Here is an 11,384-nt window from a genome sequence, read left to right as displayed (position 1 = left end):
GCATGGCTATCGCACCCCGAACCAGATCCGCACCGAGCAGTGCAGCCTTGCTCAGCGCCCGCCAGCCAACCTACCCTTGGCCGCTTGAACAGCGCAGTCGGCTGTCTCAACAACCGGTCGCACTACACGCCCCTGAAGCAACTTGTCTGAGATTGTCATGACGGTAGAGCGGCGGCCTACCCCAGCGGGGTCGGCTGGGCATCGGCGGGGGCATGGGCGGAACGAAGACTTGATGTTACGACGGCCGCGGCGAGGGTCCGCGATGGCATGGCCCATGCGGGGTCCCTGGTGCTGTGGCCGAGTGCCGGGACCCGGGGAGCCGCCCAGCCTGATCGGCCGCGAACGAGGAGGAGGGCCGATGGCCTCGAACGGATCGCTGCACACCCAGATCGGGGCGCTGATCGTCGCCACCAGCATCGCCCAGCTCGCCAACGGGTTCTTCGGCACCTTCATCTCGCTGCGGGTGGCAACCGAGGGGTTCGACGCGACGCTCGCCGGGCTGGTGCTCAGCAGTTACTTCGCCGGCTTCACGCTAGGGGCGGCGCGCTGCGGGGGGATCATCGGCGCGGTCGGCCACATCCGCGCCTATGCCGCCTTCGCCGGCTTGGTCGTCGCGGCCACCGCCGCCATGCCGCTGCTGGTCGGCGCGGTGCCCTGGCTGGTCCTGCGGGCGGTGGTGGGGTTCGGCTGCGCCGGGATCTTCGTCACGACCGAGAGCTGGCTCAATGCCAAGGCCCGGCCGGCGGAGCGTGGCCGGGTCTTCGCGATCTACATGGTCGGCACGTTCCTGGCGCTCGGGATCGGGCAGCTGCTGATCGGGCGGATCGAGGTGGCGACCCCCGGACCGTTCAACGCCATCGCGGCCCTGTTCGCCGTGGCGCTGGTCATCGTCAGCGCGACCCGGGCGGAGCCGCCCCTGGCCACCGCCACCGCGGCGCTGCCCTATGGGCAGTTGTCGCGCGCGGCGCCCATCGCGGTCATCGGCTGCGTGCTCAGCGGGCTCATCGGCAGCACCTTCTACGCGTTGGTTCCCGCCTGGATGCAGACCGAGGGCCTAGAGCGCTCGACGATCGTGCTGTTCATGCTGGTCGCCGTGCTCGGCGGCCTCGTCTTCCAGATCCCGGTCGGCTGGCTCTCGGACCGCTTCGACCGGTTGGTCGTCTTGGCCGCGCTCGGCCTCGGCTTTGCGGCGACCGCCATCGCCCTGGTCTTCCTGCCGCGCAGCCTGCCGGTGGTCCTGCCGGCCGCGGCGCTGCTCGGCGGCTTCATGTCGACCCTCTATCCCGTCTGCGTCGCCAACGCGCATGACCGCATGCCAGCCGACCGGGTCGTGGCGGTGAGCGGACGGCTGATCCTGGTGAGCGGCTTCGGCTCGGTGCTCGGCCCGCTGATCGGCACGTCCCTGATGGCGCGTTTCGACATCGACGGGGTGTTCTACCTGATGGCCGCCGCAGCCCTGCTCCTGGCCCTACTGGCCGCGGGCCGGAGCCTGACGACGGTGGCGCCGCGGCACCTCACGCGGACCTTCCGGATCCTGGCGCCGCAGGCAACGGCCCTCGCGCATGATCCGCTCGACGCATCGGACGAACCGCCGGTGCCGGCGCCAGGCCGCGCCGCCAGGGCCACGCTCGGGGCATGCTGACCCGCGACCGTCGTGGCCCCTGCCGTGGCGCCGACCCGGACGCCGGCCGGCCGGATGAAAGGGACCGGACAATCAAGGCGCTGGAGGAGGCCCGGCGGCCGTTCTGGCGGTGGATTGGGTTAGCGGCGGCTTGTTTTCTGCCGCTTCCAAGCCACCACAGCAGTTGCGCCTGCACAGCCACAGGGTGTGGGCAGGACTAGGGAACCGGCCGTGACCAATGAAAACGTACCTGCTCGCCAAAGGCTTCGGACTGAGGCGCGGCAGATGGCAGCCATCATTCGACAGATCGAGGAAATCATCCCTGGCTGCTTTGGCGAGGCTGCCGCCGTAATCCGGCAGCAAGCGGCAGGTGATGACGTGGCACCAGATGACCTGACGGCGGCGATAGCTTTTGTGCGGCTGACGATCCGCAAACACCGTGGCTCTATCGAAAGGGATAAATGAACCCCAAGATGACCGTCTTCGTCCTCGCCCTGCTGCTCGTTGTTGCGATCTATAACACCCCGTCTCTATCGAGCAGAACAAGGTCGGGCCTACTCCTGCTGGCCCTGACCGCCGGCATCCTGGCTGCATTGAACCGCCAAGGGATGATGTGACCGAGGCCGACGCCCGCCACCTGCTCTGGCGCTGGCCTGACGACGACGGGTTGGAAGGCTGGATCGCCGAGCAGCCCTGGGAAGCAACGCCCTCCGGCTGGACGGTCACCGGCGAGTTGCAGGGCTGGCAATTCCGCATCGAGGCCGTTCCCGGCGGGCTGCAGATCCGAGCCGATCAGCTTGGGACGCCGCCCGCGGTGTGGGTCATCACAGGGTGACCGGCCAGTGCACCTGGCCGGGGCTGACGCTGGCCAGCAACGCGACTACTTGGCCCGCATGAGCCTGCCCCCTGACCAGCCGCCGGCCTCGCCACCGGCCAAGCTCTCCACCGCGGACCGCCGCGACCGCCAGGCCGACCGGCTGGTCACGATCCGCCTGCGCATGCTGCTCGACCGGAAGCTGGACGAGCGCGGTATCACCATGCCTGCCGCGATCAGCGACGCGCTGGGGATGCCGCCGGCCGAGGCGACCAAGCTGTTGACCGGCCGGCAATGGCGCGAGGGCGACGTGGCGCTGCTTCAGGTTGCGGCGGCGCGGCTGGGGCTGCAGGTGCCCGACCCATGACCGAAGCCGACCCCGACGCCATCGGCCCGGACGACACGGTGCGGTTGGCGCATCTGCCGCGGCAATCGCTAGGCATGGTCCCCGGACCGTAGCCTGCAGCTCTTCTGCACCGGAGCGGGAGGAGCGCGGTTTCCTTTTGACAGTTCTCTGGATCAGGTACGGAGTGGGGACACCGGCGCTCCGGTGTGCCCCAGTAATCGGGAGGACACGATGAAGAATATCAAGCGGCGATCCACTTTCGCGGTCGGCGTAGCGGCGATCACTCCCGCGCTTGTCGCCTCGCAGACCGCGGCGGCCCAGACCCGCAGCCCGCCGGCCGAGGGGCGCGAAATTCTGCCCGGAGTGCGGCAGGTGGATTACGGCGAGCGACCGTCAAAAATCGAAGGGTTCAAGACGGTTAAGATGCGCGATCTCGTCATGCAGCCCGGGAGCGAGATACCGGACCATCCAATGGACAACGCCATGGTCTGCCATATCACCGAGGGCGAGCTGACGATTAGGCAGGACGGCAAGGAGTTCGTCGCAAAGAAAGGCACTATTTGGGATTGCGGCAAAGGCACACGGGAGGCCGGGAAGAACAACGGCAGCGTGGTTGCCATCATGCGGGTAACCGACCTACTGGCATAACAGCTGGGATGGTGCGACCAGCGGCCCTTCCTGAGCCATCTTGTGATCTGTCAACCCAGCTGGCGCGGTGGCAGGGCGAGAAGAGCTACGGCCATTCCGCGCCGATGGGCATCCGGGCAGCGATCCAGCTCATGGGGCCCGAGGCGATGACAAGGCAGCTAGAGCAAGTCGAAGGCTGGATGGAACAACAGGGTGTATCTCTCTGAGATCGAAGCCTCAGAAGACGGCTATGGCTCTTTCGGTCCAGCAGCAGGACTGCTTTCCGGCTCCTTTCCCGGTAGTGCCCCCAAACCCCGGCAAGGCGGGCTGGCACATTCTTCGCGGCGCTAGCGGAGACATAGGACCGGGACAGGAGACAGAGGAGCGATGGTATTGGGATGCCAATGCGGCAGCGTGGCGCATGTACCCTGCTAACCCCGAGGCGTATCTGCCCAACCAACTTGCCTGCTCTGCCTACCTCTATGTCAGCGAGGCGCAGCAGGATCGGTGAGCCCGACATGCGCCCGGCGGAGATGCAGGCGCGCGAGGGGCCGCGGCCTGAGACGCGGGCCGAACTGCCCGGCTAGGGAGGAATGGCGCGGGGCAGGCAGCACGTGCGCGACTGCCACTAGGAGCAGAGTGGAGGTTCCGTTTCCTAGCTCGCCCCGCCCCCAAAAGATGCCAATACGAACCAACGTCAGATATGCACGGCAAGGCGAGGGCGATCACCTGGAGCGGCGCTGCCAATGGACGATGGCGGTGGCGATCTGCAGGGCTGGAGCTTCCGCATTAAGGCCGTCTCCGGCGGGTTGCGGATCAGAGCCGGGGAACCTGGGGCAGCGCCGGCGGTATGGGCAGTCACAGCGCGATAAGGCTAGTGGATAAAACCTGACGCTTGGTACCCACCAGACCATGGCCGCTCTCGCCCTATGTCGGCGCCTCGGGCTTGCGGACCTTGGCTCTCCGCCAGCGAAGCGGTGGTCGTCCTTGCATCACGCGCGAGGTGGCGCGGCCTCGTAAACCGTGGCGTCCTCCGGCAGGATCACCCAGGGCTGCTTGCTCCGCGTGAACAGATGCAGTGTCGGCCGCAACCACGACGTGTCGTCCAGCGTGCCGCCGCGGACGTGGCGCGTGTAGCCCGGCGGTTCCGTTCCGAGCTTCACGCCGCCGCAAAGCCAGATCCCGCAGTCTGGGCACACCCACCGCGTCTTGGCGCGCCCGCCCTCGGTGACGCCGCCCGGCACCGGCTGTAGTTCCTTCCCCGTCACCCGGAACGCCTCGCCTGGAACCGAGACGCCGATCGAAAACGCACTGGTCGTCACGCGCTGGCAGTCAGTGCAGTGGCAGGCGTACACGCGTATCGGCGCGTGCGTGATCTCGTAGCGAACGGCCCCGCACACGCAGCCGCCTGTCATTGGCAGTTTCACGGGTCGGCTCCTCTTGCGTAGGCCGCATCTCATCCGTGGTGACCTGAACAATCAACTGCTCAAGGCCCGGTCTCCGCCCAGACTCAACCTACACGCGGGTACTAAGCGTCAGGTTTTGACCACTAGCAGGCGATGCCCCGCTTTTTTCTGAACTTCCGGGACGGTGACTATCTGGCCAAAGATGTTGAGGGGATTGAGGTCGCCGACCTTGAAGCGGCGCACGTCAAAGCGTTGGCCGCTGCACGCAAGACGTTGGGGAACGCGATCAAAGCTGGCCAGAGCCAGAACGGGCGATACGAGATCACCGACGAGGCCGGAGAGGTTCACGCGGTGGTTCCGCTGACCGATGTTCTCACGCCTTAGCTGGCGGATCGCCCGCTTCCCTACCGGCCTAGTCGGCCCCGTCACCAGCGACCACCTTGCCCGCATGAGCCTGCCCCCTGACCAGCCGACGACCTCACCACCTGAAAAACCCAAGCTCACGCCCGAGGAACGCCGCGTCCGACAGGCCGACCGGCTGACCACGATCCGGCTGCGCATGGCGATCTACCTATGTTTGGAAGACCGCGACATCATCACGCCCGCCGCGATCGGCGAGGCCCTCGGGATGCCGGTGGCCGAGGCGCCCGGCTTGCTGACCCGACGCCAATGGCGGGAGGGCGACGTGGCGCGGCTCCAAGCCGCGGCCGCGCGGCTGGGGGTGCAGGTGCAGTGCTCATGACCATGTCGGGCGACGTGCATGCCGCGCCATGAACAACCGGAGCTTAGTGGCATCGGCTGCAGCCGCAGGCGCATGCTGCCCAAGCGGCGGACAGAGAGGGGACCATGCTCAGACGCGCTGCCCCCCAATTTCCGTTCTGTGCACGGGCTCTGCCCGCCGCACCTGTCTTGTGACAAGCGCCCCCGACGCTATCGGCTCTGACGGCACGGTGCGGCTCCGCTGCTACCTGCCGAGTGCGGATACGGTTTGGTTCTCGGCCGGCTGCGAGGGCCAAGCCGGCTGCGGCCATGTCGCGCCGATCGGCATCCGGGCGGCAATTCGGCTCATTGGATCCGGCGAGGCGACGGTGCGCCGGTCAGAGCGACGCCTGAGGTGCATCCAGTGCGGCGGCCGGCACGTATCTATCGTAATCCAACCCGACACGCGCCCGCCTGCGGTGCGGGAGAGTGAGGGGCCGCGGCTCGAGACGCGGGCGGGGCTGCCCGACTAGGTCACCCGCTCACACGATCGAAGCTGGCACAGTAGGCGTTGGGACACTCGACCACGAGAAGTGGAGCCCTTCCGGTCCGAACCTAGAAGTTTTCCAAGCACTGCGCATTTGCCTGCCGGGCGTCTTTTTTGGACCCGGCGTGAGGCGTCATCAGGAAAGCGGCATGACGTGTGACGAGGACGGCAGCCTAGATCTGTCGGACGATAGCGAAGCCATGGATGCGGCGGCGGACCGTTATCGGGTGAGGTTCGGGATGCTGCCACCACCCTTCGAGTTCATGGGCTGGGAGCGGGAGCTGACGCGCGAGCTCGACGCTGCCGTGGAGCGTGGCGAGCCATTGACGACAGAAGAAATCTATCAGCGCCTTGGCATATCCGGACTGCCACCGGATGCCATTTTATGAATGCCTCATCTAACACGGGCGCTCTTCGCGCTTCCCGCTGCTGAGGCCGCTCCCGTTAAAGGTAAATTGGATGATAGGCATCGGCATGTTGCCCAATCCGCCCGAGCCACCGTTGCAGTTGCGCCTGAATAGCTGCGGGATGCGGGCCCGGCTGCGGAACCGGCGATGACCGGCGAAAGCGAACTCCTTCGCCAGCGGCAGACTGAAGCCCGCCGGTTGGCCTCTATCATCCGGCGGATAGAGGAGGAGAGGCCTGGCTGCTTCGGCGAGGCCGCGGCCGTTATCCGACGCATGGCCGCTGGCGATGACGTGGCGCCGGACGATCTTACGATAGCGCTGGCTATGGTACGGCTGGCGATGCGGGACTGCGAGGGGCCGCGGCCGGAAACGCGGGGCGGGCTGCCCGACTAGGGCGGCCGATTTTCCTATGGCGTCCAATGGCCTGCCTCACCTTGGCGTTGTTACCGGGATAGTGCGTCAGCCGTGCGGGACCGGACAGACATGGTTCGCGGGACAGAGTTTGCTGGCTATGCCCCGGTTCTTTTTCCACAGCCGCACCGATACCGCGCTGGCCGAGGATCCGGAGGGGGCCGAGTTTCCCACTCTGGAAGCGGCGCGGACCGAGGCGATTGCTAGCCTTCGCCAACTCACGGCCGACGCGCTCCGGCAAAATCTGCCAGCCCGCAACCACCATATCGACATCTGCGATGCTGCCGGGCGGCTCCTGGCGACGGTTTCGGCGCAGGACGCCATAGGCCCCCTCTTACCATAACGGTACATGAGTGGCGCCTAGGTCTGGCCTCGTAAACGCATGACCGAGGCCAAAGCCCGCGCCCTGCTCCGCGACTGGCCCGGTGTCGGCGGTCTCGAGGCCTGGATCGCCAGTCGGCGCTGGAAGACGGCTCCCGGCGGCTGGATCGTCACCGGCGAGCTGCAGGGCTGGCAATTCCGGCTCGACGTCATCCCCGGCGGGCTACGGATCAGCGCCAGCGCGCCGGGCGGCGGTGACCCCGCGGTGTGGGTCGTCACACGGTGAACGGCCAGCACGGCGGGCCGGAGTGACGCCGACCACCACCGCGACCACCATGCCGATATGAGCCTATTCTCCGACCAGCCGCCGCCGGCCTCGCCACCCGCAAAGCCCAAGATCACGCCCGAGGAGCGCCGCGCCAGGCAAACCGATCGGCTAGAGGACGTACGGTTCGAACCGGTCTCGCCTTCGGACGGGCCGGCGCTGCTCGCTATGGCGCGCGCTTTCCACGCCGAGGACGGGCACCCGCTGACGGACCCCGGCGAGACCGCCGTGCTGCGGGTGGCCTCAGGTGAGGAGCCGCTCGCGCGCGCCTGGGTCGTGCGGCGCATAAGCGCGCCCGAGCCTCTGGGTTACCTGATCCTCACCCTCGGCTACAGCGTCGAGTACGGCGGCCGAGACGGGTTCATCGACGACCTCTACCTCACGCCAGAGCTGCGCGGGCGGGGCATCGGCGCGCGGCTCCTGGCCTTTGCCCTGGAGCGGGCGGCGGCTCTGGGAATTGGCACGCTGCACCTCGAAACCGAGGTCGGGAACGCGGACGCCGAGCGGCTTTACCGCGCCGCCGGGTTTGAGGAGACCGGCCGCAGGCTGATGCGCCGTTGTATCCACCCCCCCACGAAGTGCTGACGCTCACGGCTCCGCGGACGACCACGCCAGAGGCGCGAAGGCGATGTTGCGCTGCTTCAGGCGGCGGGCTTCGCGCTGGCAGTGCCGCGCACCAGCAGCGCCGCGGTGAGCTGGAGGGCGAGCGCCGCCCCGGCCGCCGCCCAGTCCCCAAGTCCGTCACGCAGCAGGCCAAAGGCGCCGGGGGCGAAGGCGCCGCCGAGCAGCATCGCCGCGAGCATTGCCGCCACCACCGCTGGTACCTGCTCGGGCGACCATTCTGCCTGGGCGGCCACCGGCGGAAGGACGAGCATGTTGCCAACCCCGATGCCGAACAGCACACATCCCGCCAACAGCAGCGGCGCGGCGGGTGCCAGCCCGGCGACGGACAGCAGAAGCGCCAGACTGCCGCTGGCCTGCACGAGGAAGGTCCAGGCCGCCGCGCGACGGCGGTCGGCGTCGGGCTTGAGGAGCCAGCCCGTCGCGGTCCGGCCGAGTAACGCGCACACGGCCACGGCGGCCACCATCCAACTTGCGCCCGGTGGCCCCAAGGCCGGGGCCGCCATCGAGAACAGATGGGAAAACAGCCCGACCTGGGCCGCGGTACCCGCACCGAAGGCAAGTGCCAGGCTCCGAAACCGCGGCTGCGGCCACAGCGGGCCGACGGGTCCGGCTGGTGGGCGCGGCGCCGGCGGGGTCGGCGCGCCGTCGGGGTAGAGGCCGAGGTCAGCGGGACGGCGACCGAAGTAGTGCCCAGCCAGGGGCCACAGCAAGACGAGGCCCGCCCCACCGACCAGCAGCGCCGCGGGCCCAAACCCGAGGGAGCCGATCAGCGCCGCCCAGATCGGGACGAGGACCAGCCCTCCCACGGTCGTCCCGTTCATGGCCATGGCGAGCGCGGCGGGGCGCCGGCGGTCAAACCAGGGCGAGACCATGGCGTTGATCGCCGCCCCGGCCATTGTGCCAAACGCCGTGCCCGTGAGCAGGGCGGCGAGCGGCAACTGCCAGGGCTCCGCCGCGAACGCCCAGCCAGCGCACCCGCTCGCCATCGCCACGAGGCCGAGGCGCGTCGTGGCGACGACGCCGAGGCGGGCGTGGAGCGCCGGGAGGCGGAAGGTCACACCGGCGCTGGCCAGGAAGTGTAGCGTCACGCATGCGGAGACGAAGGCGACGGACCAGCCCCGCTCGGCTGTCAGCGCGTGCAGCCACACGCCGGGCCCATACACGGCGTTGCCGTAGGCGAAGACAGCGACAGCGAAAGCCGCCGCCACCACGCGCCAGCCGAAGAACATCCCGGTCATCCGAAAAATCGTCGCGGAGCGACCCTAATGCACGTCGTCTCCGGGCCGCGAGCCCTTGGCGCACGTTCCGCGGCCTTTGTGGAGGACGGGACCGAGGCCGAGGCGCGCGTCCTGCTCCGCGACTGCGGCGGGTTCGGCGGCTTCGAGGCCTGGATGGCCAGCCAGCGCGACCGGCTGCGATCGGCGCGGCTCTTTAACGGCGCGTGGCAATGGCCAGCACAGAGCCGCCGGCAGGAAATCTGAGCCGAAGCCGGGTCAGCTGCCGCTCGACTTCGGTGACGCCGAACAGCATGCGGTCCTGCCAGAGTGGGAAAGCGGCAACGTCCGATTGCCCTTCGGGCGTGCTGGTCATGACCTTGCGCTGCAGGATCATCAGCGGCAACAACAGGCCGTTCCAGTAATGCGTCGTCACCCCGTGAAAGCCGGCATCGGTCAGTATCTGCGCAGCTTCCGAAGCGGTGAAGCGGCGGACATTGTGGACCCGGCGGTCATGCGCCGAAAGCAGCCACTGAAAAGCCGGCAGGTTCAGCACCAGCCGGCCCCCGGGGGCCAGAACGCGGTGCATCTCGGCCAGGGCCGCGGCGGGCTCGACCGCGGCATGGCACAGCACGTCCATGCTGGTCACGGCCTCAAAGCTGGCATCGGCGAAGGGCATGGTCATCACGCTGCCATTGACCACAAACACACCGGACTTGGCCCGTGCTCGTGCCGCTGCGCCGGGGTCGTACTCCAATCCTGTGGCGTCAGCCTCGGGCCATGCGGTCTTCAGGCGCGCCAGGAAACCACCAGTGCCGCAGCCGGCATCGAGTACCCTGCCCCGTGGCCGCCCCAGCACCTGCAGCACGCGCGCGTGCAAGGCGCGATACCACCACATGCCGTTCTCGACGGCGTCCATGAGATGGTATTCCTGCGGCTCCACGCGGGCTATTCCTGAGGCCTGATGGCGCGATGGGCCGACGCCGGAAACGCGGGCCAGGCTAGGTGACTAGTGCGGCGGGGGAGGCAGCGCGGGCGCGTCTGCCGCTAGGAGGGACCTAGCGGCAGACGCGCCGGGCAGTCATGCCGCAGGAATCCAACCTCAGATATGCACAGCAAGGCGAGGGCCGATTATCACGGGCGGCGGTGTTTGAACGGCCGCAAAAGCAATGGGCCGCCCGGCGTCCCGAGCGGCCCCCATGCCAAGCGGTGCCTTGTCGAAGGCTGCTGCTGGCCAGGCGAAGGTCAGGGGCGATCCTCCCACGCAACCGCCGTGACGATGCCGGGGATGCCTCGGTGGTTCGGCCGACGCCAGCGAGCGGTAGGCTGGGCCTTCAAGTAGGCCAGCGCCTCATCGAAGTCTGTGAACTTCTTTTCTTCCTTCTTGTCCCCCACAGTGAACTTGCCACGGCGGCACAGATGCGGGCCAAAGAACGTGCCGTCGGCGGCCACAGGAACATTGATCATAGTTGTTCTCCTCTCAATTATAGGCTGAGAAACCAGGAAAATGGAGGATGCAACACATGCATCCTCCCAATTTCTACTTGCCAGAAAGAACCAAAACTTGGCGCAACCTCGCTCTGGTGTGCATAATTATTCACACGAAGCCCCGCTGCGACAAATCCTTTGTTAAGGCGGACGTGCCCAAAAACTCTTTTCAGATCAGTTGCTTATGCGGTCGAGGCGATTCTCGCGATAATGCCAAGAGTCAGACGCACTGGCTTTTCCTGCTTGGCGGCCGGCATCAAGGCAGCGCCAGCTAACACGCGCTCTGCCCCCCTCCCGCGTGTGAGCCGCGGCCGGAGACGCGGGCCGGGCTGCCCGACTGAGCAGGTGGGGTGCGGGGGAGGCAGCATAGCCGCTGCCGTGTGACGGAATGGGAGGGGCCGAGCGTTGGTAATTACCCACCCCCTGACTTCTGCGACGTAGCGGTCAGGCCGTGACAGTCGTCAGGATGGCGCCAAAGACGCTGGTGTTCGGCGCGAGGCGGGCTGTGGCGACTACGGTGCGCACGTCCGCCTC

16 protein-coding genes are annotated in these 11,384 nt (G+C 67.7%); 12 read left to right on the top strand and 4 right to left on the bottom strand.

Translation table 11 applies throughout. The features are described 5' to 3' along the window. Positions 1-358 precede the first annotated feature (358 nt). The 6 genes from ACFQS7_RS30185 to ACFQS7_RS30160 all read left to right on the top strand — a co-directional run bounded on the left by ACFQS7_RS30185 (position 359) and on the right by ACFQS7_RS30160 (position 3,429). Positions 359-1,642 (top strand): MFS transporter, encoded by a 1,284-nt coding sequence (locus tag ACFQS7_RS30185; protein ID WP_380070852.1) that lies wholly within the window; start codon positions 359-361, stop codon positions 1,640-1,642. Between the two features lie 210 nt (positions 1,643-1,852). Next, a complete protein-coding gene (locus ACFQS7_RS30180; RefSeq protein ID WP_380070851.1) occupies positions 1,853-2,086 on the top strand; it encodes a hypothetical protein in 234 nt (77 codons plus the stop codon). 8 nt (positions 2,087-2,094) lie between these two features. After that, positions 2,095-2,238: a hypothetical protein gene (locus ACFQS7_RS30175; RefSeq protein WP_380070850.1), complete on the top strand. Its 144-nt coding sequence runs from the start codon at positions 2,095-2,097 to the stop codon at positions 2,236-2,238. Beyond that, positions 2,235-2,456, top strand: a complete 222-nt coding sequence (locus ACFQS7_RS30170; RefSeq protein ID WP_380070849.1) for a hypothetical protein — start codon at positions 2,235-2,237, stop codon at positions 2,454-2,456. Before ACFQS7_RS30175 ends, ACFQS7_RS30170 begins: the two co-directional genes overlap by 4 nt. Before the next feature lie 58 nt (positions 2,457-2,514). Beyond that, positions 2,515-2,802 carry a hypothetical protein gene (locus ACFQS7_RS30165; RefSeq protein WP_380070848.1) on the top strand — a complete coding sequence of 96 codons (288 nt, stop codon included), beginning with the start codon at positions 2,515-2,517 and terminating at the stop codon, positions 2,800-2,802. Positions 2,803-3,012: 210 nt separating this feature from the next. Then, complete coding sequence (locus ACFQS7_RS30160; RefSeq protein WP_380070847.1) at positions 3,013-3,429, top strand: cupin domain-containing protein; 417 nt, start codon at positions 3,013-3,015, stop codon at positions 3,427-3,429. Between the two features lie 971 nt (positions 3,430-4,400). Here ACFQS7_RS30160 and ACFQS7_RS30155 read toward each other — a convergent pair. Then, on the bottom strand, positions 4,401-4,835 hold the full coding sequence (locus ACFQS7_RS30155) for a GFA family protein (protein ID WP_380070846.1): 435 nt from the start codon (positions 4,833-4,835) through the stop codon (positions 4,401-4,403). Between the two features lie 132 nt (positions 4,836-4,967). On the opposite strand from ACFQS7_RS30155, the gene ACFQS7_RS30150 reads away from it, so the two are divergent. From ACFQS7_RS30150 to ACFQS7_RS30125, 6 genes are all read left to right on the top strand, one after another. After that, on the top strand, positions 4,968-5,198 hold the full coding sequence (locus ACFQS7_RS30150) for a DUF6894 family protein (RefSeq protein ID WP_380070845.1): 231 nt from the start codon (positions 4,968-4,970) through the stop codon (positions 5,196-5,198). Positions 5,199-5,262: 64 nt separating this feature from the next. Next, on the top strand, positions 5,263-5,556 hold the full coding sequence (locus ACFQS7_RS30145) for a hypothetical protein (RefSeq protein WP_380070844.1): 294 nt from the start codon (positions 5,263-5,265) through the stop codon (positions 5,554-5,556). Positions 5,557-6,209: 653 nt separating this feature from the next. Further along, a complete protein-coding gene (locus ACFQS7_RS30140; protein WP_380070843.1) occupies positions 6,210-6,449 on the top strand; it encodes a hypothetical protein in 240 nt (79 codons plus the stop codon). Between the two features lie 529 nt (positions 6,450-6,978). After that, the gene (locus tag ACFQS7_RS30135; protein ID WP_380070842.1) at positions 6,979-7,221 is read left to right on the top strand and encodes a DUF6894 family protein; all 243 of its coding nucleotides are present in this window, start codon (positions 6,979-6,981) and stop codon (positions 7,219-7,221) included. 39 nt (positions 7,222-7,260) lie between these two features. Next, positions 7,261-7,485, top strand: coding sequence for a hypothetical protein (locus ACFQS7_RS30130; protein ID WP_380070841.1), 225 nt, complete (start codon positions 7,261-7,263; stop codon positions 7,483-7,485). A gap of 57 nt (positions 7,486-7,542) precedes the next feature. After that, entirely contained in the window at positions 7,543-8,109 is a 567-nt protein-coding gene (locus tag ACFQS7_RS30125; protein WP_380070840.1) for a GNAT family N-acetyltransferase, read from the top strand. Between the two features lie 56 nt (positions 8,110-8,165). Here ACFQS7_RS30125 and ACFQS7_RS30120 read toward each other — a convergent pair whose 3' ends face one another. The 3 genes from ACFQS7_RS30120 to ACFQS7_RS30110 form a co-directional block, all read right to left on the bottom strand. After that, on the bottom strand, positions 8,166-9,377 hold the full coding sequence (locus tag ACFQS7_RS30120) for an MFS transporter (protein WP_380070839.1): 1,212 nt from the start codon (positions 9,375-9,377) through the stop codon (positions 8,166-8,168). Positions 9,378-9,579: 202 nt separating this feature from the next. Then, on the bottom strand, positions 9,580-10,281 hold the full coding sequence (locus ACFQS7_RS30115; RefSeq protein ID WP_380070838.1) for a class I SAM-dependent methyltransferase: 702 nt from the start codon (positions 10,279-10,281) through the stop codon (positions 9,580-9,582). A 326-nt stretch (positions 10,282-10,607) separates the two neighbouring features. Continuing rightward, positions 10,608-10,829 (bottom strand): hypothetical protein, encoded by a 222-nt coding sequence (locus tag ACFQS7_RS30110; RefSeq protein WP_380070837.1) that lies wholly within the window; start codon positions 10,827-10,829, stop codon positions 10,608-10,610. Positions 10,830-11,384: the final 555 nt, after the last annotated feature.

Origin of the sequence: Dankookia sp. GCM10030260 (assembly GCF_042666655.1) — a bacterium.
Classification (GTDB): Bacteria; Pseudomonadota; Alphaproteobacteria; order Acetobacterales; family Acetobacteraceae; genus Paracraurococcus.
Note: the sequence above shows the minus strand (reverse complement) of the source record. Positions and strands in the feature narration are given on the sequence as shown.

Bases quoted from the DNA above. Each gene is read 5' to 3' on its own strand.
- ACFQS7_RS30185 (WP_380070852.1), top strand. From the start codon at position 359: ATGGCCTCGAACGGATCGCTGCACACCCAGATCGGGGCGCTGATCGTC.
- ACFQS7_RS30175 (WP_380070850.1), top strand. From the start codon at position 2,095: ATGACCGTCTTCGTCCTCGCCCTGCTGCTCGTTGTTGCGATCTATAAC.
- ACFQS7_RS30165 (WP_380070848.1), top strand. From the start codon at position 2,515: ATGAGCCTGCCCCCTGACCAGCCGCCGGCCTCGCCACCGGCCAAGCTC.
- ACFQS7_RS30160 (WP_380070847.1), top strand. From the start codon at position 3,013: ATGAAGAATATCAAGCGGCGATCCACTTTCGCGGTCGGCGTAGCGGCG.
- ACFQS7_RS30150 (WP_380070845.1), top strand. From the start codon at position 4,968: ATGCCCCGCTTTTTTCTGAACTTCCGGGACGGTGACTATCTGGCCAAA.
- ACFQS7_RS30145 (WP_380070844.1), top strand. From the start codon at position 5,263: ATGAGCCTGCCCCCTGACCAGCCGACGACCTCACCACCTGAAAAACCC.
- ACFQS7_RS30140 (WP_380070843.1), top strand. From the start codon at position 6,210: ATGACGTGTGACGAGGACGGCAGCCTAGATCTGTCGGACGATAGCGAA.
- ACFQS7_RS30135 (WP_380070842.1), top strand. From the start codon at position 6,979: ATGCCCCGGTTCTTTTTCCACAGCCGCACCGATACCGCGCTGGCCGAG.
- ACFQS7_RS30130 (WP_380070841.1), top strand. From the start codon at position 7,261: ATGACCGAGGCCAAAGCCCGCGCCCTGCTCCGCGACTGGCCCGGTGTC.
- ACFQS7_RS30125 (WP_380070840.1), top strand. From the start codon at position 7,543: ATGAGCCTATTCTCCGACCAGCCGCCGCCGGCCTCGCCACCCGCAAAG.
- ACFQS7_RS30120 (WP_380070839.1), bottom strand. From the start codon at position 9,377: ATGTTCTTCGGCTGGCGCGTGGTGGCGGCGGCTTTCGCTGTCGCTGTC.
- ACFQS7_RS30115 (WP_380070838.1), bottom strand. From the start codon at position 10,281: ATGGACGCCGTCGAGAACGGCATGTGGTGGTATCGCGCCTTGCACGCG.
- ACFQS7_RS30110 (WP_380070837.1), bottom strand. From the start codon at position 10,829: ATGATCAATGTTCCTGTGGCCGCCGACGGCACGTTCTTTGGCCCGCAT.